The following is a 26449-nucleotide window of genomic DNA, read 5'->3' on the forward strand; positions in this document are numbered from 1 at the left end:
TGGACGGGTCCAGGCGCTAACTGGATCGCACGTATCATACACTCACAGCAGACCCGAACGCATCGGCCCACCGATCACAGGTTTACGCGGTTCGACTCCGCGGATCGGCATTAAGGCGGCCACAGCGGCGGGGCGACTCCCGTACCCATCCCGAACACGGCAGATAAGCCCGCCAGCGTTCCAGCGAGTACTGGAGTGTGCGAACCTCTGGGAAAACTGCCTCGCAAGAGGGGCCAAGTGTGAGCCCAGGAGCGCAATCGGTAGTACACGCAGGGTCCGTCCCGGTGGAACCCGAGACCGCTCCGTTACAACGGCTCATAACTAGTGGTTCGCCGCCTCCCATTCATACCTCGAGCTACCGTTTTCGGTAGCTCACTCATCATCACTCGCGGAGTGGCAATGCTCGGTAGCAAACCGCTACCGTTATGCCAATCAGTCCAGTAGTCCCAACTGCGCCAAGGTGGCAGAGTCCGGCCTAACGCAGCGGCCTGCAGAGCCGCCCATCGCCGGTTCAAATCCGGCCCTTGGCTTATACCAATTTCTTCACAATCCACGCGAAGAGTGTCAACTCTACTCTACTATCTCTGGTTGATGTATTTGGTGACATTTCTCTCGCTCTCTTCAACACTGATAGTGAAAGCTACACAGCTGAACCGCCCGATTCTAATTTACACAATACCGTAGAAGACGGTTCCGGGGATGCAAACCCGGGGCTTCGAGACAGGGAGATCGGCCGCGTACAAGCAAAACTGCGCGACAGTCACGTCACGACACGCACTAGGTGAGCGTGGGCAACGCGGAGGGGTGAGGTGAGTCTGAATGTCGAATGCAGGGCTCTCCCTCACCCAGCAGCCACCGCTCTCCTGCTGTGGCCGTCATGCTTGATGCACCCATCGGTGTGATCTGGCAACGCATCGTCGCCAATTCTGGATTCCAGCAGGCGCTCGATACGGGAGTGAATGAACTCGTTGGCCACCTTCACGCGGGCCAACGCGCGTTCGCGCTCGAACAGCACGGCGTGACCGCACTCGATGGACTATACGCGAGCGTCGTCGCAGCCCTCGCTGATACAGACCCCATTCGCGAGCAGCGCCGCGAGCAAGCGCTCCAACGCACTGAAGAGTTCGGAGCGGCCGAACGGACGTCTTTCTGGATACATGCGCCGGTTGAGGACATTGAAGATGGACCTCTCGCTGTGTTACGAGCTAGTGAAGTGACACCAACCGTCGCCGTGGAGATTGACCATACGTTTGCCGAGTTGAATGCCAACCAGCGTACCGAAGTTCTTGGACTGCTTGCTGACCTCGCTAGTGCCGTTGACCTCCACATTGTAGCGACCGGCCGCTGGCAACGCAAGCTCGCGCGCGAATACCGCGAACAACCACCCGGCGTTAGCGAACAATACACTGCAGGCCCCTCCGCAGGCACCATTACTCAGCGCGTCGAGGCTGCTCGTGAAGCGCTTGATGCCGATAGCCGGAAAGTCCAATCCTTCGGCAGCTCGCCGGAGAGACTGCAGAGACGCTTTCGTACAACGCGCTCTACGCGACCCACGATGTCTCGAACGGTGCCGTCCGCCAGTGTTTCACGACTGGCAACTCATCGCTCGCGGACCTCGGACTCGTCGAAACGGTCTCGCGGGCCACAGGGAGGGGCAACGCGGTTGAACTGCTTGCCGCTGGTCGCGGCACTTCTGTTCTGGCGAGACTCCGACGAGTCCGTCAGTCTTCGTGCAAATGCTCATCTTCAGCATCGCGGGTGGACGCGAGGCTGTGCGAACGACTGTCGAATTGATCGAGATTGCGAGTCTCCTGGCCACGTTGGTGACACGAAGACGTTGGATCCTTCACCTAGCCAGCACCCATCAGCAATTCACCGACACCGGACGGTACGCCTCTAATGTTGCCGACGACGTGCGTCTCTCGGTTGTATTGAAGATCCAACTCGGATCATCGGACCCGCAGATAGCGATCGAGACCGCAAGCACCGCGAATTGACCAGTGGTTCCGAGTTCAACCGCCGAGTGAATAGGCACATTTTTAATTTAGGATGACGAGTGGATGGTATGGCGGCACATAGCTCTCAGAGTGCCGGTGGGACTTCGCCCGAACTTCCAGATGTTCTCCCGTTTGATCTCCACCCGCTTACACGACTGAGTTGGGAATTGGGGCTACGTACCATCGAGGATAATGAAACCGCAGTTTTGGGTAAATGGGAACAGACAGCCAGCTCGTGGATACTGTCGGTGTTCCAAGCTACAAGTAATACCGTCATCATGCGTATCACGACGCCTGTTGGCAGAGAGAGATTTTACGGAACAACACATTCGGATCTACATACAGCACTGCCGAGTCTTGCTTCAGCCCCATACTGGGAGCAACTGCCGAACTGAGTACCAGGCTCGCGCCTCCGTTTGGTACTTTATCGAACGGCTTCGAGAGCGGCGTCAACACGCTCGTCGCCAGCTTCAGTGTCGAGGTACCATTGCCGTCGCTGGGGTCCTTGTCGATGTTCGTGAGTGTCTGGCGGGTGAGACTCGAGAGATCGCACGCGACCGTACGATAGGATTTAGTCTTGCTCTCGCGCTTTGTTGGAATGAATGGCAAAGCTGGCAGACGGGGGGGGGGCGGACGCGCGCCAGACATGGAGCTCTCGATGATAGGTAGGTAGTGGTGGGAGAGCGAGGAGAGAAACGGTGGGCCACGAGTTTCAAAACGAGAGGCGACCAACTGTCAGTGATCGATTGATGATTGAGCGTGGTCCGCCGAAACGCGTCGTCGCGGAAGTATGTATTCCGGACGGCGAGGGCGGAGAGATTTGTGCGCAGGCGCGCGAACCGCTTGGTGATACCGGGCGAGCATGGGTGGACTGCCGGAGTCGTGCGCGGAAGCTTGCGGAAGCCGCCCGCTGTAATTCGTGGTTAATAGTGCTAGCAATCAGTACCCATTTTCACTCGTTACTGGAACCGTTTTGCTGATCGGCTTTTTCGAAGGCACTGGTCATCTGATCGGCGAGTTCGCCGGCTTCGATATGCGAGGAGTGCTCGCGGACGACCTCTTCGGAGTTGTCAAGCGCTCGGGCAGCGGCTGCATGACCTGACGTACGTACCAGGACATCGGATTTATACGGTCCGGTTCTGACTGCTATCTATGGCTTCGACCGCGTACGAAAGGTATCGGTTGGCGATGGAAGAGCGGGAGTTCCCGCTGGCGTATCTCGACCGCGACGCGCTCGACGCCAATATCCGAACCACGCGTCGGCGTGCCGGCAACCTTCCGGTGCGGGTCGCATCGAAATCCGTCCGGTGTCGGGACGTGCTCCGCTACATCCTTGACCACGAGGGATTTCGTGGCGTCATGTGCTATACCGGTCACGAGGCGGCTCATCTCGCGGCCGACGGGTTCAACGACCTGCTCGTCGCCTACCCGGTGTGGCACAGAGGCGAACTCGAAGCCGTATGTGATGCCATCGAGAAAGGAACTCGCGTCGTACTCATGGTCGACGACCCATCTCACATTGAGCGTATTGGCGAAATTGCCACTAAAAACGACATCGAAGTTCCGGTCTGCATCGATATCGACATGTCGACCGAGTATTTCGGGATCCATTTCGGCGTCCGGCGGTCGGGTGTGAGGACGCCGGATGGGGCGCTCTCGCTGGCTGAAACCATCGCCGACGCGGAGGATATCGAACTCGTTGGCGCGATGGGCTACGAGGCGCAGATCGCTGGACTACCGGACGACAGCCCATCGAACAACGCCGTGACGAACGCCATCGTTCGCGGGTTGAAGCACCGGTCCGCACTAACGATGCGCCAACGGCGCGAGCGGGTCGTCGCGGCGCTCGAACGTGCGGGCCACGACCTCATGTTCGTCAATGGTGGTGGCACAGGAAGTGTAGAAGTAACCTGCCGGGACGTCTCAGTGACGGAACTCACAGTCGGATCGGGATTCTACGCACCACACTTGTTCGACCACTATCGAGGATTTCAGTACGAACCCGCGGCGGGGTACGCCGTCGAAATCGTCCGCCAGCCCACTTCCGATATCTACACCTGTCGCGGTGGTGGCTACGTTGCAAGCGGCTCAACCGGTGTCGACAAGGCTCCCGCGCCACATCTTCCCGCGGGTGCCTCGCTGCTCTCGAACGAGGGCGCAGGTGAGATACAGACGCCGATTGAATACGATGGGCCGGTTGAGCTCGCTCTCGGCGACCCGATCCTGTTCCGCCACGCGAAGGCGGGCGAACTCTGCACGCGTTTCGAGCAACTCCACGTGGTTGCTGACGGCGACCTCGTGGACCGATACCCAACCTATCGCGGCGACGGGGAGTGTTTTTTATGAGCGATGGCTGTAAGAAAACGCCGGAGCAATGATTCGCTGGCGCAACTGGTCGGGAGCGGTGTCGTGTCGGCCGGAAAGCTACTACGAGCCGATGACCGAGGCCGAACTCCGGCGTATCGTCGCGCACCACGCCGACGAGCGAACGATTCGTGTCGTGGGGTCGGGCCACTCGTTCTCGCCCGTCGTGCCGACGGACGACGTACTCCTCTCGCTCGGATCGTATACCGGCGTGACGGCCATCGATCGGGAGCGTCGCCAAGCGACCGTCCGGGCGGGCACGCGCCTCGACGATTTGAACGCCGAACTCGCGGGTCACGACCTCGCGCTTTCGAACATGGGCGACGTGGATCGTCAAACGATTGCGGGCGCGCTGGCGACTGGCACCCACGGCACCGGTATCGATCTCGGCATCCTCGCCACGCAGGTCGTCGAATTACGGCTCATCACTGCCGAGGGCGAAGTCGTAACGCTCTCACCCACCGACGGCGACGTGTTCCGGGCCGCACGACTCTCCCTCGGCGCGCTCGGCGTCGTGAGCGAGGTCACCCTTCAGCTCGATTCGGCCTACAAGCTCCGCGAGCGCACGCGAACGGCTCCGCTTGATGCCGTGCTCGACAATCTCGAACCGCTCCGCGAAAACCACCGTCACTTCGAGTTCTTCTGGTTTCCCCACACCGATACCGCGCTCGTCAAGACGCTCGACAAAACTCGAAAGCCGGAAACACGCTCGCTACCGTTCACTGTGGACGAGCGCGCCGAAAACCTCGCGTTGGGCGGACTGTGTCGGTTGTCAAACCGCTTCTCACGTCTCTCACCGTACTGCGGGCGGGTCGCCGCTGGCACCCTCACCGATGGCGAGACGGTTGGCCCGAGCCACGAGGTGTTTCCCACTCGGCGCACAGTTCGGTTCAACGAAACTGAGTACGGTGTTCCGGCTGACGAGGGTGCGGCCGTCGTGCGCGAGATCCGCGACCACATCCGCCGCGCGGAGCCGACAGTGTTGTTTCCGGTCGAGTTTCGGTGCGTCGCTAGCGACGACATTCCTCTGAGTCCCGCTTACGGCCGCGATTCGGCTTTCATCGCTGTCCACAAGTACCACCGCAAGCCCTATCGCTCGTACTTCGACGCCTGCGAATCGATCTTCGACGCGCATGATGGCCGGCCGCACTGGGGGAAAATGCACTCGCTCGACACCGAACGCCTCCGATCGCGCTATCCCGAATGGGACACGTTCGAGGAGGTCCGGCGCTCGTTCGATCACGACGGGGCCTTCCTCAACGACCACCTCGAAGATCTGTTCGCGCCGTAATCGTGGCCACCCAAACGCGCCTCAGCGCTCGCGAAACCACCGCGAGAGCACTCCGAGCGCCTGTCCCGAGAGTCCCGATTGCCGCCACACCGAGAGCGATTCGTGGCGCTCGGCGTTCGCTTCGACCGCGCTTCGCTCGATGGGGAACGGTTTGTACTCGAAGCTCTCGTAGGGTTCGAGCTGATCAGTGAGTCGGGCCGGCGGGTCGCCGACGACTGCCTTGGGTAGCTCGCCGAGTCGAAGATGGCCCGAGTTGCCGGGCGGCAGGATACCCCTTCCTTCGCCGGTGGCGAGCGAGACGACCTGATTCCAACTCCCACGGTTGACCAACTCGATTTCCGGACCCTCAGCCGCACTGATGGCCATGAATCCGGTCGTTCTTGCTTCCTGCCGCCACGCCGATGGGTCTCCGGTCCCGAATCGGTCGGCCAGCGTCTCGCGTGCGCGTTCGAGCGCGGTTTGCACCGTTTTTTCGCGGTCCTCGCCGAGCCAGTCGTGGCCCGTCCGTCCGGCGAGCGCATCGACGACCGTGACCTCGCGGATGGTGCGGCCGTGATCGCCGGCGTGGGGGTCCTCGTCCGCGCCGAGGTCGATTTCGGTCGGCGGGTCGAACCGGAGTTCGGGCGTCCGGTCACCGAGTTCGTCCCTAAAGGCGAGTTCCTGTAGCTCTCTACGCACCGTCTCCCAGATCGCAAATCCGGGAAGATACCGTCCGTTTTCAGTCTCCCACGTGTACTCCGCAGCGGCCCACCGTTCGAGTTCGTCGGCGATGGCGTCCATCCCAGCCTCGCGGGCCGCTTCGACGAAGACGGGCGTCGAAGCACCGGCTATCGGGCTTCGGGTTGCGACGTCTCGAAGGATGCCCGCCACGTCGTCGAGCGAGAGCGGACCGTCCGCGATGGCGTCCTGCGTGAGGTCGTCGAGCAGGTCGACACGATGGATCGACCCCCACCGTCCCGCGGCGTCGCCGGCCCGCCAGCCCGCGACGGGCGCGTTGTTCCACTGGACGAAATACCCCGAATCGGGATTTCGCACCGTCATGTTCATTCCTGTGCCGGTCGTCATCGATTCCCAGCGGTGGTCGCTGCCGGGGGCAGGAAACCGATGGTCGAGGGAGGGATTGCGATCGGGGACCTTCCCGGTGTGGACGAACGCGATGTCCTCGTCGTCGGCGTAGATGAAATTGAACGTAAAGGGGAACTCGGCAAGCTGTGTCTCGAACTCCTCGAAACTCTCCTGTCGACCGAGTTCGGCCCACGCGAACACGCCCTCAAGTTCGTCGCCTCGCGTCGTGGTGCGTTGACACCACGCGACGTGCTCGTCGGGGTTCCACGCGACGACGGGCATCGAATCTCCCCGCTCTTCGATGTAGGCGAGTTCTTGCTCGACGGTTCCACGGGGCCAGTCACCGTTACCGAGCGCACCGAGGAGTGATGGCCGATGAACGACGGTCTCCGTCTCCATCCGCCGCCACTCGCCGTTCCACCGATACCGATGACGGTCTTCGGGATGAACTTCGACCGCGATGGTATCGACCTGGTCATCGTAGCCACTGGTGACCGTCCACGCGAATTCGGGTGTGCGGCCGATGACGACGCCCGGCGTGCCGACCACGCCGACGCCGGCGACGTCGAAGCCGGCACCATGAAGACCGATTTCGTGGATGACCGGTGGGGCAAAATATCCCATCTGCGGGCCGCCGAACAGCATCGGTCCGCCGGTATCGGTGTGCTCGCCAGCGACCGCGAGCGCGTTCGATCCCCACCGAAAGCCCGAGAGCGCGCCGGTCGCCCGCCGAACCGACGCACCGATGCCACCGTTGAGCACCTCGGCATCGATACCCCACGGCTCCGCATCGGCCGCGGCATGGGCGAGTTCTAACTGCTCGTCGGGAACGGTCTCATAGCCGGGAATCGATTCATCGCTCTCAACCGTTAGTTCCGCGGCATCGATGGTGGGGGAGTGTTCGTCGGGAATCGACAGCCAGTTCAGGTCGCCGTAGGCCTCGTAGGACGCTCGCTCGTCGCCGAGGGAGTCGGCCAGTTCGGCAAAGTTCTTCGCGTTCTCCAGTTCTGTGCCGCCATCGACGCCGAAGAAGCCGACCATGTACGCGAGGACCGCGACGCTATCGACCGGTGACCACGGCTCGGGGGCGTGGCCGAGCGCGAGAAATTCCGCCGGAAGGTCGCGGTCTACGAGGCACTCTATCAGTCGTCGATTCACACCACCGGAAAAGCCTTCGAGCGCAACCCGCGTAACGGTACTTGCAGCGTCGTACTGAGCTTTCAGTTCGTCGCGAGAGTAGAGGTCACGTGTAACTTGCACATCCGAGTCGAGCTGCATCGGCCCGAGTACGCTTGCGCTGTCACCGTAGCCGATGTGCCGGAGCGCGTCCATCTCGAACAGTCGGTCGCGGGCCTGCACGTAGCCGTTCGCATACGAGAGCGCATACAGTTCGTCCTCGTCGACGTACTCGTCGCGGTCCTCGACATAGACGTGCGTGACGCCGTGTGCGTCGGTCAGCAACTCGACCGCTGGTATCTTATCGCGCATCGTTCCGTTGTTCCGTGGCACACGGAGAAGCTCTGTTCCGGCTATATCCGGGTTTTGAGTCCGGTCACACCATCGGTCTACCGCCGGGCACTTGACGAAGACTTGCTGCGTGGTCGGTCGACTGGGGGATGAGTACGGCTGCGGTGTACGCCGCCGCGTGACAGGCCGATATCCCCCGATCACTCGATGAAGTCGCTGCTGTTTCTCGTATTGAGCATCTCCGGATCACACGAGCGTATCGCCACCTCACCCGCGAGTTAGGGCTCGAAATCGACGAAGATCGACAAGTCTCGTAAGTCAGCTTGACGATAGTAGGGAAATTCTGTATGGGCGGCTTCGAAACCAGAATCGGTAGTTCCCAACTGAAATCTCAACATCTCCTCTGAACCGGTGTGCTATCGAGGTAAACATCGTAGTGGACCGGTTGGCTGGAGGTCAGAAGCGCCGCTGCGTACTCAACGCTTCCCAGCATCGACTCCTCACGAACCCAGCCAACAGCTGGAGCTCACGAAGGGCACCCCCGAGGCCGCGGGCTGGCCTCAGCCCGCGGCCGCGGTGTATGCGTCCGGCACGCCGACACCATTCATCTCGATCTTCCACCGCCGCTCCAACTCTTCTTCCAACGCGTGTCGAATCCAGTCACAGAACACCGAGAACGTGAACTCCTCGGGCAGGTCGCGCCCGCCTCGGCGAGGGCGGGCGACGACCGCCCATCGTAGCACCAACCACAGGTTCTCCAGCAGAAAGCTCACCACCACGAACGCAAACCGCACGATCGGATCTTGCGTCGACGTTACCGCTCGTGCACTCCGAAACAGACGGTAGCTCGATTCGATCGCTGACCGCTTTCGGTAGCAGTGTTCGACCTGTGTAGGCGTGCGATCGCCCAGATCGCACGCCGCGTACCCTCGGACCACTTCACCATGCTTGCCGCGATCGCCGTTCTGATACGAGACAGAGACTGCGAGCGGGAAGCGCAGTTCCCGCTCGCTGTCCTTGTACATCCGGTAGGTCGTCATGTACGATTTGTGCGTCTCAAGCTTCTCTTCGAGCCGGTCGCCTTTCTCGGCGACCGGCACGACAGTCGCGGCGATCTCTCGTGAGCGGCGGATGACGCGCTCGTTGTAGAAGCCCGAATCAGCCAGTAGCAGCTCGATCTCGAAGGGATAGGCCTCGACGCGGTCGAGGACGCGCTCGACCGCGTCGGCCTGCTTCTCGTCGCTGCGGACGTACGTCATCGCGAGCGTGATCGGTTTCCCGTTCGAGACGAGGTAAGCAGTGCAGTATCGGTGGCAGGTCGTGGTACCGTCTTTGGGGCTCATTCGACAGAGTTCGCCTACCTCGTCGCTGTAGGTGCCGTGATAGGGGTTATCGACGAAATCGATGGAGACGATCCTCGACCGGTCAGGGTCGAGGATCGTCATAGCCAACTGCATGAACAGGAGGTTAGCGGCGAATTCGAGCCAGCCTCGATCGAGCGTGTGGAGCCACTCGAAGACAGTATCGTCACAGGGAGCCTCGTGATTCTCGGCACAGACCTCTCGAATGGAGCTCTGATTGGTGCTGGCAAGGATAACGACGGACCAGATGTCGCCAGGATCGAGGGGCGAGCCCTCGATCCCTGGCAAGGGAAGCTCTCCGATCACATCCGCCGCTACACCTTTGACATCCCACGCCGAAAGGAAGCCGTCTGGTTGCGGTAATTCTAACACATTCACCCAACCAGACATCTTCTGCAATCAGACCGACGCTTTAGCTCCGCCTCTCAACTCGATTGGGAACTACCGAGAATGGGCTCGCATTCGGAACTGCTACTCCCATCGACAGAACGAACTGTAGTGTGGTGCCCGTTCGAGGGCGAATTCGTCGAGGATAACGGTTGAATCGTTAACGCCTCGGTCTCACGGAGATTCTTGTCGAGTTCGATGCGCATCAGAATCAGAGCGATCTGGACCCACTCGGCGTACCCGCTGTCGCCGTTCGGCGCAGCGGGTACGTCCGGGTCGTCGACGTACTTCTTGGCAAGCTTCTTACACTATCGGGCTAGTGGTCGTTTTGACCTCATACCGCAAGACGGCGTCCAATTCCCCACATGTCTCACGAAAAACCCGAGAAATCGGCTGAGAACAGTCTCAGCTAGCGCTGCAACAAGGCATTCCTCAAGCCACCTCAACTAGACAGTGCCTCTTGACGGCTTCAGCATGCGATTGGAACTTTCCAATCGATACTTACTGTTGTTACGGTCCCGATTCGAGCGCTACCCGTTGAGTGAATCTCGCTCTCAAAAGCCATCTCTGGGTGGGAATACCTGCTGATGAGATCGTGCCCAATGTTTTCCCAGCTCGTGAATCTCTGTTTTTAGCATTATACAAAGCTCAAATAATCCTGGGCCCACTCTCTATACACTGATAAAGCGCGATCCGACAACCGGATTTTTGTGCTGGCACTGCAAGTGTTTTGCAGCTAGCTTGGTTACGAGCGAACGACCGGAATTGATGGACGCGTTCCCTTCTCTACAACAGGAAATAGGCGCACTGTGGTCCGATGGAAAAGGAAAGAAGCTAATCGCGATTGCTCTCGGATGGGGGCTCTTGAACGGAACTCGGATGATCTATCCAGTGTTGTTGCCGTCGTTGAGCGAGAACTTTGATCTTACGCTCACCACTGCTGGCCTGTTAGTAACGATTATCTGGGTCACCTACGCGATCGGTCAGGTCCCAAGTGGCGTTCTGGCTGATCGATACGGTGAGCGGACGATATTGACAACAGGGCTGATGATCGTCGCTGGTGCCGTGTCGTTGGTGGTTCTCGCTCCGTCGACGTGGAGCCTGTTCGCTGCAACCGGACTGATCGGTGTCGGATTGTCTCTGTATCCGGTCGCACGGATTACTGCTCTCTCGGATCTCTACCCTGATCGCATCGGTCGTGTGCTGGGAATAACGATGGCAGCGGGTGACACTGGACAGACAGTCCTCCCGTTGATTGCTGGTGTCCTCATCGGTCTCACATGGCAGGTGGGTCTTGTCTTTGTCGTACCCCTCCTCGTCGTTGTTGCGATCGCTGTCTGGCGAGTTCTTCCATCAACAGTCTCGTCGGACACAGCACGCACGGAACTGTCTCTCCAGCGGGCGAAGACTGTTCTTCGGGAGCTCTACCATCCGACACTGGTGATCATGGCGATTATTCTGTTTTTGTATATCGGTGTTCTACAGACGTTCTCGGCGTTTTATCCCACCTATCTGATCCACGAAAAGGGATTTTCCTCGACGGCAGCAAGCGCGTTGTTCAGTCTGTTTTTCGCGTTCGGGATCGCTGCCAAGCCGCTTGCTGGCGTTGCATACGATGTGATCGGTATTCGGCGCTCACTGCCACTCGTCCTCGGTGGAGCAATCCTCGGATTTGCTCTGCTGCCGTTTCTCACCAATTTTTGGTTGCTCGCAGGGGACACGGTTCTGATCAGTTCGATGCTTGGTTCGGGCGCAATCACTCAGTCGTACCTCTCGGAGACGATTCCACCGGAGATTGAAGGGACTGGACTGGGAGCTGTCCGGTCAAGCGCTTCTTTGTTGGCTTCTACAGGTCCGGTGCTCTTCGGCGCGGTCGCCGAGCGTGGTTTCTTCGACGAGGGCTATCTCGCGTTGGCGCTTCTCATGGGTATCGTCACGATACTCACTCTTCGACTTCCCAATCAAACAGAGTAGAGTGGCTCGGTTCTGCTCACCTTGTGTAACAGTTCGCCGATTTCAAAAGATCAGAGTTACATAAGGGTATCCGATATCGGTGGCTTTCAAAGACATACACTCCGTTCATCGAATCGAATTTCGTACTCACACTCGAGGTTAGAGAGCTAAGCACGAGTAAAACAGTACCGATTCAAAGAACCTCTTCAGGTACTGTCTCGGATTCTATCACGTGTGGCCCGCCACTGGCTGGGATGCGGGCAACTTCTTCTGCATTCGCGTAGTTGATGACCGAAATTTCGTTTTCGCCCCTCACCGGGACGAATGCGTGGTCGCCGTCGGGGGTTGTCTGCACCCAGTAGGGGTACTTGCCCACTGGAATCGTTTCGACCAGCTCGAAGTCGGCTCGGCGGATAATCGCAGCGTACCACGAGGTGGTTCCGGCGACATAGATGTACTTGCCGTCGCCCGAGAGACCGATACCGTGATGGGCCGACTGGACAGGGAAGTCACGCTCGCGTTCTGGGACGTGGTTGGTCTTCGGCAGGTATCGGGTGCGGGTTATTCGGTCTTTCTTCGTGTCGTACTCGTGGAATCCGTGGAAATATGAAATCTGTACGTAGATCTTCTGGCCGTCTTCGGTGATGGCAAACGGACGAACGCCGTTTTCGAAGTCGACCGTACGCACCGTTTGCATCGACTCGGGGTCGACGAACGAGAGTTGGTGCGGGAGGGGGTCCCAATTGGAGTCCGGATAGACCATGTTCCCAAGGCTACCGTTGATGAGCATCTTCTCGTTCCCAAGGCTCGGGATTTGATGGAGGTGGTTGCCATGAGGAAAGTTTCGAATGGACACTTTCCCTACGATGGTGCCCGTATCGGCGTCAATCTTGATGATCTGATTGGAGGTGAGATCGGAGGTATAGAGATAATCGCCGTTATCGGAGATCACCTGATGGTCGGTACGGAGAGTGACGGGGTCTGTCTCCCAGAGTTTCTCACCGGTCTCGATGTCGATGGCCAGGATGTCGCCAACGTGACCCCGGGAAGCATACAGCGTCCGGCCGTCCGGCGAGACATTCGCGTGTTCTAGGTAGTTCTCTCGGAGGAACGTGTTCAACAGTTTTGGTGTGGAATGGTCAAGAGAATCTTCCAACTTGTCCTCTTTATTTTGGTCCGGGTAGGTATCGATTGACTTGATCGGCTCGAAGGTTTCGGCGTCGGAGAGGCTGACCGTTCCGTCCTTTGCATTTCCGGTGAACATCACGTTCCGTTCTGATGTCTCGGCACCGGCAGCTACTCCGACGAGTCCGCCGAGTGCGGCAGTTGCTCCGATAGCGGCCCCGCTTCGTAGGACTGCCCGTCGGGATGAACTGGAACGGTCTTCACGGCTGGCTGTAGAGTCAGTCGCTCGATTCGTGTCTTGTTTCTCGCTTACCCATACCCAGTCCGTTTCGGTAGTTTTGGTCATAGTTTGGCCGCTTCGCTGTGTTATATGTTCACGAAGGTAATATCCATTTCCGGATATACTAGGTGGATTAAAGCATTCACTCTAGCTTGCGCGGCAAATAGCTCAAGAGCTACCCTAGAACGCCAAATATAAGTCCGGAATCCTCGGTCGATATCGATGTGTCTGGTCATGTTTGATGAACCAGCAGTGTTCCGTTCCGGCAACAGCGGCGGAAGATCTCAACGATCAATTCCTACTCTTCAGATTTGTTCCCATCTTTCTCAGTTTGCATGTCACTGACTACGTCTCGTTTGACGTCAGTGGGAAGGGTTCCGCTCGGTTGGATCGGATCGTTGAGCGATGTCTTTGCAGTCCGCAGGGTTTGCTCTTTGACTGCGAGTTGTTCGACCTGTTTGCGGGTGTAAGGATGGGGAATATAGTCGAAGTTAACGTACTCATCAAGTTGTTCAGTCAGTCGGGCAGGCTCGTCACCCGAAATACGAGTGGATAGCACCTCTCCAAACGAAAGATAGCCGGTATTGCTCGGGGCAAGAACGTGTTTCGATCCATCGAGTCCCTCCCCCATCGCGATCGCCTGATTGTACGTGGCGCGATTGATCATATCGATGGTCGTCTGCGTGCTGCCACCGAGCGACCGAAACGTGGACTGTCGCACGTCGCGTTGCCAGTTCGCGGGATCGGCGCTTCCATAGCGATCTTCGAGGGTGTGACCAGCACGTTGGAGCGCTTCCGTAAGCGTGGAGCGCTGGCGACGTTTCCGTTCGGCCGTGCTGAGACCACGCTCGTCGACATCTTCGAACCATGAGTGTGTCGTTCGGCCAGCAAGTGCATCGACGAGTACTGTGTCCTGCTCAGCGTTGCCGTGATCGCCAGCATGGCGTGCCTGTGGCGGCTCGAACGTAAGTGAGGGCGTCTGTTCACCAAGCTCATCCGAGAACACGAGTGATTGGAGCTCTCGTCGAGTTTCTTCCCAGATTGCCATTCCGCCCGAATCGTAATGGCCGTTATCGTTCTCGTCGCGCCACTCGTAGTTCGTCTCTTTCCACGTTTCGATCTCCGCGGCCATCGCTTGCAACTGGCGATCGTCGCTGTTCTTTCCAGCCTTGATGAGTGCTGGGACAGTATAGGACGCGGCAGCGTCGTGGATCGAAACGCTGTCGATGACCCCCTCCACATCATCGAGTGATAGCGGACCATCGTCAAGCGCCTGCTGAGTGTATTGATCAAGCAGTTCGGCCCGATGGATCGAGCCCCAGTTGCGGGATTTGTCACCGGCACGCCACTCGGCACAGGGGCCGTTGTTCCAGTTGACGACGTAGCCACGCGACGGATTCGTGTAGTGGGTGCCGAGCCCCAGTCCGACCTGCATTCCGTTCCACTCGTGGGCCGATCCGGGTGCGGGAAGACGGTGATCGAGCGACGAGTTGCGATCGGGCACCTTCCCCGTATGGATGAAGGAGATATTCTCGTCGTCGATATAGTGAAAGTTGAACGTGAATGGGAACTCGGAGATCTGTTCTTTGAACCCGTCGAGATCGTCTCGCTTACCGAGGGTCGCCCACATGAACGCGCCTTCGAGCTCCTCGTATCGTGTCGTGGTTCGTTGACACCACGCAACCCGTTCGTCCGGGTTCCACGCCACCACGGGCATCACTGCGCCGTCTTCTTCGATTCGAGCGACTTCCTGTTCGACGATCCGAACGTCGGGATCGCCGTTGACGATGGATGCAGGGATCGATGCGCGATGTTTGACTGTCTCCGTGGTCATCTCGTGCCACTCGCCGTTCCATTTGTACCGATGCTTGTCGTCGGGATGGAGATCGACAGCGATGGTATCGACCTGATCGTCGCGACCGCTCGTGACCGTCCACGTGAACTCGGGTGTGCGACCGATGATGACACCCGGGGTGCCCACGACGCCGGTACCAGTCACGTCGAAGCCTGCACCGTGGAGTCCGATCTGATGAATGACCGGCGGCTTGAAGTATCCCATCTGCGGGCCGCCGGCGAGCATCGGCTTGCCCGTCTCGGTATGCTCACCGTCGACGATGAGCGCGTTGCTGCCGAACTTGAAGCCACTCATCGCACCCTTTGCGTCCCGACTGAGCCATTCATCGAGCGAGAAGTCCTTCTCGATACCCCATGGCTCTGCGCCGAGTGCAGCATCCACGTACCGAAACTGCTCTTCGGAAACATCGTCGTAGGGAAGTACGTCCTCTCCGCCATCAACAGTAAGGTCTTCTTTGGGAATGGAGGTGTAGTGGTTATCACGGATACGCAGCCAGTTGCGGTCCCCGAACGCTTTGTAGGCCTCGCGATCGTCGTCGAACGATTTCCGGAGGCGGGCGAGCGTCCGTGCGTTGTCGAGTTCCGTCCCGCCACCGATGCCGAACCGCCCGATCATATAGCTAAGCGCGGCGATGGAGTCTTCGGGTTTCCACGGCTCGGGGGCGTGTGCGAGAGCGGTGAACTCGCCGGGGAGTTGGGCAGATGCGCCCATCTCGACCATTTTTCGGTTGACGCCGTCGGCAAACGCTTCGAGAATCTGTTGAGTCCGCTCCGAGGCATTCTCGTACTGACGCTTGATTTCCTCTTCGTTGTAGAGGTCGCGTCGGACTTCGATATCCGACTGAAGCTGTGCCTCGCCGATCACCTCTGCGCTGTCGCCGTACCCCACATGCCGGAGCGCATCCATCTCGAACAGTCGGTCGCGTGCCTGCACGTATCCGTTTGCGAAGACGAGATCGTACAGGTCGTCGCTGTAGAGGTGGCTGACATTGTGTTCGTCCGTCCGAATTTCGACACTCCCGAGTGGATCGTTGCCGCCAGCGCTCGCCGTTCCTGTCGAAAGGAGGCCAGCACCGACAATTGATCCAGCCGAACCCAGAAACGCTCGTCGCTTCATGACAGTTACTACCTACCATACGCATTGATAGAGTAATTGTTCCCGCATAGGACCGGTGTTTGATATGATATCACTAATTGTACAGGGGCCAACACTAATACTACGGTTGATCTGTTTCTTCGAATGCTTCGGTCATCTGGACAGCACGTTCACCAGCCTCAATATGTGAGTAATGCTCGCGAACGACCTCCTCAGAGTTGTCGAGTGCTCGGGCAGCAGCCGCCTGCCCTGACGTACGCACGAGAACTTCACCAGCACCGCGCCGGGCACCGTGAGGCATCAGATATTCCTCGCCGTCATCGAGTTCGATACCTGCTTCCTCGCAGAGACGTTTGAGGACGTGCCGACCGGCGTCGGTCGTTATCGACGGTGGTTCGATGCCGTACTCGACGCAATTCTCGATCAGCGAACGATCGGCGCGCATCTCATTGATTTCCGTATCAGTGTATCCGCGTCGATCCAGCCTGTCCATCACCTGCTGAGAGAGCGTCGGGCGATGGAACGAGGGAAATACCGGCCAGCTCTCGCTCGGTGCATCCAACACCTTCCGATACATCTGCAACGGGTGAATCACTGGCTTGGGAAGCCCTCGGTCGTCGAGACGCTGCTTTTTCGCGAACACCGTCGCGTAGCGATCTTCGAGGTGGACGTCTTCCCAGCGAAGACCCTGACGTCGTTCATCACTGCGATTGCGTAGTATCTCCGCACCTCGCACGCCGGAGTACGAGAGGAGGTAGACGAGCGCACGGTCGCGACAGGTTTTGATCGCTGCTTCTCGGTCCTCACCAACGTCGTCGATCGCAGTGCTGACCTGTTCGTCGACGAAGGAAGTGAGCTGCTGGCGATCTTCGGCTGACCACGCTTGCTGCTCGCCACTCTTGTGACCTCCATCGTCAGGGATAGGTTCGGTCGCGTTGCGACGCTGGGCGACGTTCTCGGCGAGGTGACCTTCACGGACGGCCCACCCGCAGAACACCGAGACGTACGCATAGTAGGTACGTATTGTGCCCGCGGTCCAGCCCTGCCGAGTGAGATGACGCGCGTACTCGCGGAGGTGGCTCGAATCCAATTCGTCGAACGTCGTCGGACTGTCCTCGTGGCCAGTGAGGAACTCGACGAACCGATCGAGCTCTCGACCGCGTCCTGGCGGTAGTTGCCGCTCTCGCCACCCTGACCTTTGCCTTTGTCCGTCAGGAAGTCCTCGATGACTGCATCGATCGACACCACGCTACGCGCCTCCGCTACGTTCGCTGGCTCGAGCACTGTTCTCGGTGCGAGTAACCCTGGTTCTGGGCCGTAGCATCTGATGTGCTGTGGCAGAGGGCGGGGGCTTCGGATAAATCTACGTGTTCTTATTGGACTAAGCACGAGTAAACCATAGAATCGCTCAAATGCCTGAATATGCCCCACATAAACCATGAAGCGACTATAATTTCATCTATAAACTGCATGCTGAGATACTGAGGTTTTACCAATTCCTCAACCATTTGGAGCCGCCATTCTTGCGAATCCTCAATCCATTCAGATCGGGAGATGAGTGCGTGAGCAAACCATTTTGCGGACGATCGAGACAGCCGCTGGCGAGTTACGACGTGTCGGGACGTACGGATATCGATCTCCACCAACCTGCATTCTGCAGATCGCTATGCATGACGCCTTGATCTATCCATTTGATGTCAAATCACGGTCAGCGAATCATCCGCATCGTCGCCGATGATATCTGAGAGACCGTAGACGCCAATTGCATCCCCGTAGCCCAACTCGTCAACTGCGGTCTCGATTTCACGGTTTGCCGGGATATCGTCAGTGAGAACGCCGATATCTGTCGCGCTCGTGTCTTGGAGATACTGAATCACTAGCCCAGCGAGAATCGTATCAGTCTTTTCGATCTCGTGTTCGGGCTGGCCGGTCTCGTTCGCAATAACGCGCCGTGCGATGTCGCTGGCAGTGACCGCATCGGCATCTTCTGGTGAGGGTGCATCAACGATTTCGGCCCAGCCTTCCTCGAGCGCACGGTGAATACAGTCGACTTCTAGTCCGCCGAGGCGATGGCTTCGATCTCGACGCCGATGCCTTTCGGGAGATCGCCGACGGCAAAGGCGCTTCTCGCGGGTGGCTCGTCGTCAAAGACGTCGCCGTAGGCTTCGTTCATCTCGTCGAAGTCGTCGATGTCGGCGAGGAAGATGGTGGTTTTGACCACGTCGTCCATGTCGAGCCCTTCCTCGGCGAGGACGGCCTCGATATTCGCGAGGCTCTGTTCGGTCTGGGTCGCGATCGATTCGTCGGCGAGGGAGTCCCCGTCGGCGGTGAAGGGGAGCTGTCCCGCGGTGAAGACGAGGTCGTCGTTCGTCGCCGCCTGGCTGTATGCGCCGACGGCCGCCGGTGCGTCGTCGGTCGAGATGATTCGTTTCACGTGTCCGTCATCCATCCGATCTATGTTAATGGCTTTGGTTGCCGTCCCGCGCGGTCCTCCGGCGAAAAGCAACGATTATACCACCGGCAATGTTTCTGGCGAACATGCAACGACGGGCTGCGGCGATCTACGTCGTCTTCTTCGTCCTCGTCGCCGTTGGAGCGTTCTCGCTGACGACGGTGGCGCAGGAGCCGTCGGTATCGGTCGCGGGACAGAACTACTCGCAGGGCGATACCCTTTCGGCCGGCGGCACGGAGTGGACGGTCAACGTCAACGACGGCGAAGGCAACGTCTCGCGGGTCAACGAATCGGCGCGGTTCACCACGTCAATCGCGAACAACTCGTCACTGCTCTTCGCGAACGGCGAGTACCGCCCCGCTCCGAACGGGTCGGACGGCGGTGCCGGGACCGGTACCGGTAGCCCCTCGCCGAGTGCGACGGCTACTTCCGGTGGTTCGGGAACGAGCCTTGCGACCGGCGAGACGGCCAGCAACGACTCCGCAACGCGGTTCCGCGTCGTCATCCCGAACGCCACGGCAGGGAACGCTTCGGGCGGGAACGCGTCCGGTGGCAACGCGACCAACGTCTCGTCGTTCACCCTTCGTCAGGAGTTCGTGACGAGCCAGCGCCTGCGGCAGGACTCGTCGGTCGCCGACGTGGCGCTGACCGGCGAGAACGGCACGCAGTACGTCCGCTACCGCAACGGGACGACCCAGCCTCTCGACGAGTATCTCCCGACGCCGGAGGTTCGGAACGTCTCGGTCGGTGATTCGTTCCCGTACGAGAACAACTCGTCCAGCGTCGCGAGCGTCAACACCAGCGGCGCGACGCTCGCGTGGGAAGGCAATCTGACTCGCTCGACGGAGCTGAAGGACGGCGAGAACGCGACGATCGGCGAGACGACGTACGTCGCGCAGTTCCCGACCAACAGCACGGTCACGCTCTCACAGAACGTCTCGGGCTATCAGGCCGAGCAGGCGAAACTCGACGAGTTCAACAACCGTATCCTCGGTCTCTGGGGGATCGTCATCATCAGCCTGTTCGCCGCCATTCTCATCGTCGCGCTGGCGTATATGCCGGTCAGAGGCTGACCCAGCGCTCCGCCGCTGATCTCGTTCGACATCGATCGATGTTTCGCGCTACGGAGTCGCTTCGTCCTCATAGTTCCTGCTCTCGTCATACTCACTCGCTTGTCGTTCGAATCCTCCAGCGTTCGCTATTGGCTTCTCATTGTCGTTTAGCAGAACAGCGGGCTGGGAGGGATTCGAACCCCCGACCGTCTGGTTAAAAGCCAGACGCTCTGCCTAACTGAGCTACCAGCCCTCGCTTCGACTGAGGGCGGCGGCCGTAAATCAGTACCGTTCGGCGGTTGCAGGATCGGTCGACTGCTCGTCAAGCGCCTCCGCGACCAGCACTGCGGGATCGACGCCTTCCCGTGCGGCCTGGCGTCTGAGATCGGTGTAGGTCTCGCGTGGGAGGCGCAGCGTCATCTCGCCGAGAGTGACGTCGTGGGCGTCGAGCACCGCCTCGGGATCGGTGCCGGCGTTGATCGCGCTCGCGACCGAGCGCACCTCGCGGACGGTGAGATCGCCGTCGAGCACGGCCCACGCGAGGAGATATCGGGATCGGTCGGTGACGCGCGCGATATGCTTGGCTGCCGTCGGGGCGATGTCGCCGGTGGCGACGTACTGGCGGATCGGCCGCGGGAGGTCGTGGACGCGTGCCCATTTCCGGATGAACGAGACCGTGACGCCCTCGTCGGCTCGCTCGGCGGCCGCCTTGTAGGAGCCCTCGCCACGGACGAGTGCGGCACACGCGGCCGCCCCGCGAAGCATGTAGACGCTGTCGGCCGCCCCGATCGAATCGTCGGCGAAGCGCTCGACGATGTCGGCGGCACGCCCGAGGCTGTCGGGATCGTCGGGATCGAACTGGACCGCCTGCTGGGCGTGTTCGCCGGCAAAGGTCGGATCACCCCGGACGACCGGCTGGCCGACGGGTGACTCGCGGTCGGTCGGCCCGTCGGCTGCGTCGTCGGGGGTCATATCCCATGTGAAACGCCAACGGACAAAAGCACCTCGTCGCGCGACCGTGCCACGCTCAGTCGTCGCGTTCCTCGGAGAGATGTTCCCAGATCTCGGTGCAGCCACAGCCGTCCGCGACGTCGTCGAGGTGATCGGTCGACGGCTCCTCCTCTCTCTCCTCGGCCTCGCTCATCGTTCGTCCTCCGAGTCGTACAGCTCTGGCGCGACGTCGGCCGAAACGTGCTGACGCGCGCCGTCGGTATCTGACATCGATCCCAGGTAAGGGTCGTTCCAGGATAAGCACGCGCTCACCCGTAAGCGCTACCCCGGCTCTCATCTCTCGGCAACTGCTGCCTGTGTCTTCGACGCACCTCATCGACCAATACGGTCGCTTTCATGCAGTTTTCTCGAAACCGTGCGTCACCACGATTCCTGTGGGAAGCGGGCGACAGACATAGTGTGATAGGGGTGAAAGAGCAGCCGTGTCGATCGACGTCCATCAGCTCGACGCCGGCGCGTGGATCAGCGTCAACGACAGCCGCGAGGTGAGCGTGAGCAACCTCTGGCGACTCGCCAGACAGGAGTTCTGTGGCTGTGAGATGGCCGATTTCCTCGCCGAGGGGTTCGTCGAGGTCGGCGTCGACACGCGCGATATCGAGGCGCGCATCGCCGGTCAGTGTATCGCCTGTGGCGCGAGCGGCGTCACCGACTGGCTCGCCGTCGGTCGCGTGCTCGACGGCGAGTTTCGCCCCGTCGTGCCCGAGAGCGTCCATATCCCGTGTCGACGCAGCCGACTCGCCCGTCCGGCGTCGCCCGAATGAAGCAATTCTTTCCTCGTTTACCGAGACGCGGGGAGGTTTGACACCACGGAGGAGGGTTTAGGAGTCGGGGTCGTTGCGACGGTATGTCGACCAACGTCGAAGGCTGGAAGGACGAGGTCTACGGCGAGGAGATCCGCGAGCATCTCTTCGAGTTCGCCGAGGAGGGCTGGGAGTCGATCCCCGACGACGAACACGATGCCTGGTTCGAGCGGTTCAAATGGTGGGGGTTGTACCACCAGCGCAACGGCCAGGAGAGTTACTTCATGATGCGGATCGGGACGCCCAACGGCGTGCTCGAACCGGGCCAGCTGGAGGTGGTCGCCGATATCGCCGACGAGTACGCCCGCGGCCCGGCCGACAATCCCGAGTTCGGCGGCGCGTACTGTGACTGGACCACGCGCCAGTCGATCCAGCTCCACTGGATCCGGATCGAGGACGTGCCCGAGATCTTCGACAAACTCGAAGCCAATGGGTTATCGACCATGCAGGCCTGTGGCGACTCCTGGCGCAACATCGTCGGCTGCCCGGTCGCCGGCAAGGACAAACACGAACACGTCGACGCGTGGCCGGTGGCCGAGCAGCTCCACGAGGAGTTCAAGGGCAACGACGCCTACGAGAACCTCCCCCGGAAGTGGAAGGTCTCGGTGACGGGCTGTGACGAGGGCTGTGGCCAGGGCGATATCAACGATCTCGCGTTCGAGCCCGCGGAAAAGGAGATCGACGGTGAGGAGACGATGGGGTTCAACGTCCGCGTCGGCGGCGGTCTCTCGCGGAAGGAACCCCGCTTCGCCCGCGATATCGACGTGTTCTGCACGCCCGAGGACGCCCCCAAGGTGTCGGCAGGGATGTCCGCGCTGTTCCGTGACTACGGCGACCGCGACGACCGGTTCAACGCCCGCATCAAGTTCCTCGTCGACGAGTGGGGCACCGAGAAGATCCGGAACACCCTTCAGGAGGAGTACGTCGATTACGAACTCCCCTCGGCGGGCGAGGATCTCCGCGACCAATACACCTACAACGCGGGCCGACAGGACGAACACGGCGACCATATCGGCGTCCACGAACAGCCCGACGGCAACTACTACGTCGGCCTGAACGTCATGGTCGGGCGGATGGGTGTCGACGACGTCCACGAGCTCGCTGCCCTCGCCGACGAGTACGGCTCCGGTGAGGTGCGACTCACGCAACGCCAGAACGTCATCGTCACCGACGTTCCCGAGGGGAGTCTCGACGCGTTCCTCGACGAACCGCTCCTGGAGGATTACTCACCCGACCCGCATCCGTTCATGCGCGGGTCGATCGCGTGCACGGGTACCGAATTCTGCTCGCTGTCGATCGTCGAGACGAAGAACCGGCAGGTCCGGTACGCCCGCTGGCTGAAGGAGAACGTCGCGCTTCCCGAGGGAATCCAGGACTTCCACATCCATCTCTCGGGCTGTACCGCCTCCTGTGCCCAGCCACAGATCGCCGACATCAGTCTTCGTGGGATGAAGACGAGAAAGGACGGCGAGCCGGTCGAGGCGTTCGACATCGGGCTCGGCGGCGGGCTGGGCGAGGATCCCCACTTCGCCGACTGGATCGCGATGCGCGTCGCGGCCGACGAGGTGCCGGGCTACATCCGCAACGTACTCGCGGCCTACGAGGAGGAATCCGGCGATGAGAGCTTCCGCGAGTTCATCGCCGCGCGCGACGAGGAGGAGTTGGAGGAACTCGCCGAGCCCGAAGAGACCGACTACGCGGACCCGTACATGCACAACACGAAGATGACGTGGTATCCCTACGCCGAGGAGGACGAGATGGACGACCGGCCGACGCCGGCCCGCGCCGACGGTACGCCGATCACCGCCGACGACTGATCGTCGATGAGCGATCGTATCCTGAAGGTCAACGCCTACACGACGCTCGATCTGCTCGATGGGCGAGCGGAGGGCCACGGTTTCGAGGAGCACGCGCTCGCGGTGCTGAACGTCACGGCCGACCGCAACGATCCCGATGCGGTGAAACTCCAGCTCGAACTCGACAACACCGATCTCGACGCCGTGCCGGCCCACGCCGACGAGATCGAACTCACGCCCGAGCAGGCCCGCACGGTCGCCACCGCGCTCGAAGACCGTGCCGCGACGGTCGAGGGCGCGACCGACGACTGAATCTCGACCTCTTCGGTTTGCCCCGCTTACTCCTCGTTACCAGTCCTTCTCGCTGCGCTCGCGCCACGCCCGTCGCTGGCGATCTTCGGTGACGTGGCGTCGACCGTCGGCCAGCTCCTCGCGGACGTCCGCCTCGAACTCGTCGACGGGACCGAGGAACTCGTCGACGAACGCCTCGACCAGTTCGTAGGTCCACTGCCCGTCGACGACGCCCGCCGGGAGGAGGTCGTCGCGGAGCGCGTCGGCGTGTTCGTCGTGTCCGCTCGCACGGAGCGTCTCGCGGGCGTCGTCGAAGCGGTTCATGCCGCGGCCGACCGCGTGGTGGAAGGCGAGCAGGTGGCCGTAACTCCGGTGGAGATGTTCGATGCCGAGCTGGAGATCGTGGAGCGCCGCCCGTTCGTCCTCGTCCGGTCCCTGCTGGTCGTCCATACCCTCTCCATCGCCGAGAGTGACCAAAACGTTTGGTGCGGTCGCCGCAACGCCAACCGCTTTCCGCGGGCCACTCTCAGGGCGGCCATGACCGCTAACGGCGACTGGACGACCGAGCGGATGGGCGATCTGAGCGATCGAACCGTCGTGGTCACCGGCGCGAACAGCGGGCTGGGCTTCGAGGCGGCAAAAGCGTTCGCGAGCCACGGCGCGGACGTCGTGTTGGCCTGTCGGAGCGTCGAGCGCGGTGTCGATGCGGGCGAACGCATCAGGGAGGTGGCTCCCGACACTCGACTGACGGTGATCGAACTCGATCTCGCCGATCTCGCGTCGATCCGTGCGTTCGCGACGAGCTTCGCCGATACGCACGACGGACTCCACGTGCTCTGCAACAACGCCGGCGTGATGGCGATCCCGTACGGCGAAACGACGGACGGTTTCGAGACGCAGTTCGGCGTCAACCATCTGGGCCATTTCGCGCTCACGGGCCTGCTGCTCGACGAGCTCCGCGACACCGAGGGCGAAACGCGCGTCGTCACCCAGTCGAGCGCGCTCCACGAGAACGGCACGATCGACTTCGATAGCGTAGCGCGCAGCGCCGATCGCCAGCGCGAGGAGTCGTACGACAAGTGGGCCGCCTACGGCCAGAGCAAGCTCGCGAACGTGCTGTTCGCCTACGAGCTCCAGCGCCGCCTCCGAGCGTCGGGCGTCGAGAGCGTTTCGAGCGTCGCCTGCCATCCTGGCTACGCCGATACGAACCTCCAGAAGCGGGGGCCGGAGCAGGCGGGCTCCACGCTCGGGCTGCTGGGAATGAAGATCGCCAACGCCGTGATCGGTCAGGACGCCGCGACGGGCGTGCTCCCCTTGCTCTACGCCGCGACTGCCGACGACGTCGACGGCGGCGAGTACGTCGGCCCGGGCGGGGTCGGGAACCTGCGCGGCCAGCCCGAGACACAGCGCTCCAGCGAGCGTTCGTACGACGAGAGGACCGCCGGACGGCTCTGGGACGTCTCCGAAAACCTGACCGGCGTGCACTACGATCTCGATTCGAACTGATCAGAGATCGACCCGCTCGCCGCGCTCGGGTGCGCTCGCGTCGAATCCCTCCTCCTGCAGTTCGTCGGCGAAAGCCGGACAGCGGTCACCGTGGACGCAGAGTACGGTCGCATCGCGGTACGAGTCCAGGAACGCGAGCAGGCCGCGGCGGTCGGCGTGTGCCGAGAAATCGTACGCCTCGACCCGTGCGCTCACGGCCATCACGCGGCCGTCGATCTCCGCGCGCCCGGTGTCGAGCAGTTCGTGACCGGGGGTGCCGGCGACCTGGTGGCCGGTCATGGCGATCAGGTTCGTCGGGTCCGCTCGGATCTCGGGGATGTACGACATCGCCGGCCCGCCCGAGAGCATCCCGCTGGTGGTGACGATCGCCGTGTTCTCGGCGGCGATGCGCTCGCGCTGGCCGTCGCGACCAGTGACGAACCGGGCGTGGCCCGCCGCCCGATCGAGCGCGTCACCATCGCGAACGAACGAGGGGTGTCGTCGACACATCTCCGTCACTTCTTTGCCCATCCCGTCGACGTAGCAGTCGACGTCGTGGGCTTCACAGACCAGGAGTAGCTCCTGCGTGCGACCGATGGCGAAGGCCGGCACGACGACCGTCCCGCCGTTCCAGAGGGTTCGCCTGACGCTCTCGGCGAAGCGTTCCTCGACCTGTTCACGAGGGTCGTGTTCGGTGTCGGAGTAGGTGCTCTCGCAGATCACGACGTCGGCGTCGGGTCGGGCGGTCGAGGGGGTGACGAGGCGCTGGCCGCGGTCCGGATGACCGGTGTGAAAGTCGCCGGTGTAACAGAGCTGTGTCTCGCCGTCGTCGACGAGGACGTGTGCGCTGCCGGGGATGTGGCCGGCGTCGTAGAGCGTGATCTCGTGGCCGGCGGCCGTGAACGACTCGCCGTAATCGTGGGTCTCCGAGACCTGCGTGAGCCGCCGCAGTTCGGTCTCGGTGAACGGACAGCCGTAGGTTCCGCCGTGGAGTTTGAGCGTGTCGCGGGCGAGCGTCATCGCGAGCTCGCGTGTCGGCGGCGTCCAGTGGATCGTCGGGCGTTCGTCGCCCGACAGCAGTGCGGGCACGGCACCGACGTGATCGAGGTGGCCGTGCGAGACGACGACCGCTTCCGGATCGACTGAGCCGACCGGATAGCCCGGCGGCGTCCCGCTCTTCATCCCGTAATCGAGCAACAGCTCGCCGTTGATCAGCACCGCGCTCCGGCCGACTTCGCGCGCGCCGCCGAGGAATTCGACGTTCATTGGTCACTCTTCACGGCTGCGGGCTTTCGGCCCGTCGGTCCGATCTCGTCGATTCT

General features: G+C 61.0%; 19 protein-coding genes, 2 tRNA genes, 1 rRNA gene and 4 pseudogenes. 11 read left to right on the forward strand and 15 right to left on the reverse strand.

The annotated features are described in order from the left end of the window. The first annotated feature begins 111 nt into the window (after positions 1–111). A 5S ribosomal RNA gene (gene rrf, locus NO363_RS13830) occupies positions 112–230 on the forward strand. Between the two features lie 224 nt (positions 231–454). Next, positions 455–530, forward strand: a tRNA-Cys gene (locus tag NO363_RS13835). Between the two features lie 311 nt (positions 531–841). Here NO363_RS13835 and NO363_RS13840 read toward each other — a convergent pair. Together NO363_RS13840 and NO363_RS13845 are read right to left on the reverse strand one after the other, a co-directional pair. Then, positions 842–1015: a hypothetical protein gene (locus NO363_RS13840; RefSeq protein WP_256685891.1), complete on the reverse strand. Its 174-nt coding sequence runs from the start codon at positions 1013–1015 to the stop codon at positions 842–844. A 1934-nt stretch (positions 1016–2949) separates the two neighbouring features. Next, positions 2950–3117, reverse strand: a pseudogene (locus NO363_RS13845) (integrase); the annotation flags it as partial. 32 nt (positions 3118–3149) lie between these two features. Between NO363_RS13845 and NO363_RS13850 the strand changes: the two are divergent. Continuing rightward, positions 3150–4343 carry an amino acid deaminase/aldolase gene (locus NO363_RS13850; protein ID WP_256685892.1) on the forward strand — a complete coding sequence of 398 codons (1194 nt, stop codon included), beginning with the start codon at positions 3150–3152 and terminating at the stop codon, positions 4341–4343. A gap of 58 nt (positions 4344–4401) precedes the next feature. Continuing rightward, positions 4402–5652, forward strand: coding sequence for a D-arabinono-1,4-lactone oxidase (locus NO363_RS13855; protein WP_256685893.1), 1251 nt, complete (start codon positions 4402–4404; stop codon positions 5650–5652). A 21-nt stretch (positions 5653–5673) separates the two neighbouring features. On the opposite strand, the gene NO363_RS13860 is transcribed toward NO363_RS13855, so the two are convergent. Next, entirely contained in the window at positions 5674–8205 is a 2532-nt protein-coding gene (locus tag NO363_RS13860) for a penicillin acylase family protein (protein WP_256685894.1), read from the reverse strand. Between the two features lie 75 nt (positions 8206–8280). On the opposite strand from NO363_RS13860, the pseudogene NO363_RS13865 reads away from it, so the two are divergent. Then, positions 8281–8477, forward strand: a pseudogene (locus tag NO363_RS13865) (transcription initiation factor IIB 2); the annotation flags it as partial. Positions 8478–8744: 267 nt separating this feature from the next. Here NO363_RS13865 and NO363_RS13870 read toward each other — a convergent pair. Together NO363_RS13870 and NO363_RS13875 are read right to left on the reverse strand one after the other, a co-directional pair. Next, the gene (locus NO363_RS13870; RefSeq protein WP_256685615.1) at positions 8745–9917 is read right to left on the reverse strand and encodes an ISH3 family transposase; all 1173 of its coding nucleotides are present in this window, start codon (positions 9915–9917) and stop codon (positions 8745–8747) included. 102 nt (positions 9918–10019) lie between these two features. After that, positions 10020–10240: pseudogene (locus NO363_RS13875) on the reverse strand (IS5/IS1182 family transposase); the annotation flags it as partial. Between the two features lie 571 nt (positions 10241–10811). Between NO363_RS13875 and NO363_RS13880 the strand changes: the two are divergent. Next, positions 10812–11906: an MFS transporter gene (locus NO363_RS13880; RefSeq protein ID WP_256687985.1), complete on the forward strand. Its 1095-nt coding sequence runs from the start codon at positions 10812–10814 to the stop codon at positions 11904–11906. A 172-nt stretch (positions 11907–12078) separates the two neighbouring features. On the opposite strand, the gene NO363_RS13885 is transcribed toward NO363_RS13880, so the two are convergent. The 5 genes and pseudogenes from NO363_RS13885 to NO363_RS13905 form a co-directional block, all read right to left on the reverse strand. Continuing rightward, positions 12079–13149: a YncE family protein gene (locus tag NO363_RS13885; protein ID WP_256685895.1), complete on the reverse strand. Its 1071-nt coding sequence runs from the start codon at positions 13147–13149 to the stop codon at positions 12079–12081. 439 nt (positions 13150–13588) lie between these two features. Beyond that, on the reverse strand, positions 13589–16261 hold the full coding sequence (locus NO363_RS13890; protein WP_256685897.1) for a penicillin acylase family protein: 2673 nt from the start codon (positions 16259–16261) through the stop codon (positions 13589–13591). 100 nt (positions 16262–16361) lie between these two features. Beyond that, positions 16362–17488: pseudogene (locus tag NO363_RS13895) on the reverse strand (tyrosine-type recombinase/integrase). A gap of 449 nt (positions 17489–17937) precedes the next feature. Then, on the reverse strand, positions 17938–18282 hold the full coding sequence (locus tag NO363_RS14175; protein ID WP_502306397.1) for a PIN domain-containing protein: 345 nt from the start codon (positions 18280–18282) through the stop codon (positions 17938–17940). An 11-nt stretch (positions 18283–18293) separates the two neighbouring features. Further along, positions 18294–18674 carry a Rid family detoxifying hydrolase gene (locus NO363_RS13905; RefSeq protein ID WP_256685899.1) on the reverse strand — a complete coding sequence of 127 codons (381 nt, stop codon included), beginning with the start codon at positions 18672–18674 and terminating at the stop codon, positions 18294–18296. 104 nt (positions 18675–18778) lie between these two features. Here NO363_RS13905 and NO363_RS13910 point away from each other — a divergent pair, with 104 nt between their 5' ends. Beyond that, positions 18779–19765 (forward strand): DUF8231 family protein, encoded by a 987-nt coding sequence (locus NO363_RS13910; protein ID WP_256685901.1) that lies wholly within the window; start codon positions 18779–18781, stop codon positions 19763–19765. 158 nt (positions 19766–19923) lie between these two features. Here the strand turns inward: NO363_RS13910 and NO363_RS13915 are convergent. The 3 genes from NO363_RS13915 to NO363_RS14230 form a co-directional block, all read right to left on the reverse strand. Further along, a tRNA-Lys gene (locus tag NO363_RS13915) sits at positions 19924–19997 on the reverse strand. 29 nt (positions 19998–20026) lie between these two features. Beyond that, on the reverse strand, positions 20027–20716 hold the full coding sequence (locus NO363_RS13920) for a DUF7119 family protein (RefSeq protein WP_256685902.1): 690 nt from the start codon (positions 20714–20716) through the stop codon (positions 20027–20029). A 55-nt stretch (positions 20717–20771) separates the two neighbouring features. Then, entirely contained in the window at positions 20772–20888 is a 117-nt protein-coding gene (locus NO363_RS14230) for a DUF8595 family protein (protein WP_007740584.1), read from the reverse strand. Positions 20889–21177: 289 nt separating this feature from the next. Between NO363_RS14230 and NO363_RS13925 the strand changes: the two genes are divergently transcribed. From NO363_RS13925 to NO363_RS13935, 3 genes are all read left to right on the forward strand, one after another. After that, entirely contained in the window at positions 21178–21516 is a 339-nt protein-coding gene (locus NO363_RS13925; protein ID WP_256685904.1) for a DUF8134 family protein, read from the forward strand. 83 nt (positions 21517–21599) lie between these two features. Then, a complete protein-coding gene (locus NO363_RS13930) occupies positions 21600–23372 on the forward strand; it encodes a nitrite/sulfite reductase (protein WP_256685905.1) in 1773 nt (590 codons plus the stop codon). Between the two features lie 6 nt (positions 23373–23378). After that, positions 23379–23663 carry a DUF6360 family protein gene (locus NO363_RS13935; protein ID WP_256685906.1) on the forward strand — a complete coding sequence of 95 codons (285 nt, stop codon included), beginning with the start codon at positions 23379–23381 and terminating at the stop codon, positions 23661–23663. Positions 23664–23699: 36 nt separating this feature from the next. Here the strand turns inward: NO363_RS13935 and NO363_RS13940 are convergent, their stop codons facing one another. Next, entirely contained in the window at positions 23700–24092 is a 393-nt protein-coding gene (locus NO363_RS13940; protein WP_256685907.1) for a hypothetical protein, read from the reverse strand. A gap of 87 nt (positions 24093–24179) precedes the next feature. On the opposite strand from NO363_RS13940, the gene NO363_RS13945 reads away from it, so the two are divergent. Next, positions 24180–25148 (forward strand): oxidoreductase, encoded by a 969-nt coding sequence (locus NO363_RS13945; protein ID WP_256685908.1) that lies wholly within the window; start codon positions 24180–24182, stop codon positions 25146–25148. Here the strand turns inward: NO363_RS13945 and NO363_RS13950 are convergent, their stop codons facing one another. Further along, the gene (locus NO363_RS13950) at positions 25149–26393 is read right to left on the reverse strand and encodes an MBL fold metallo-hydrolase (protein ID WP_256685909.1); all 1245 of its coding nucleotides are present in this window, start codon (positions 26391–26393) and stop codon (positions 25149–25151) included. It lies immediately after the preceding gene. Positions 26394–26449: the final 56 nt, after the last annotated feature.

Origin of the sequence: Halococcus qingdaonensis (assembly GCF_024508235.1) — an archaeon.
GTDB lineage: Archaea > Halobacteriota > Halobacteria > Halobacteriales > Halococcaceae > Halococcus > Halococcus qingdaonensis.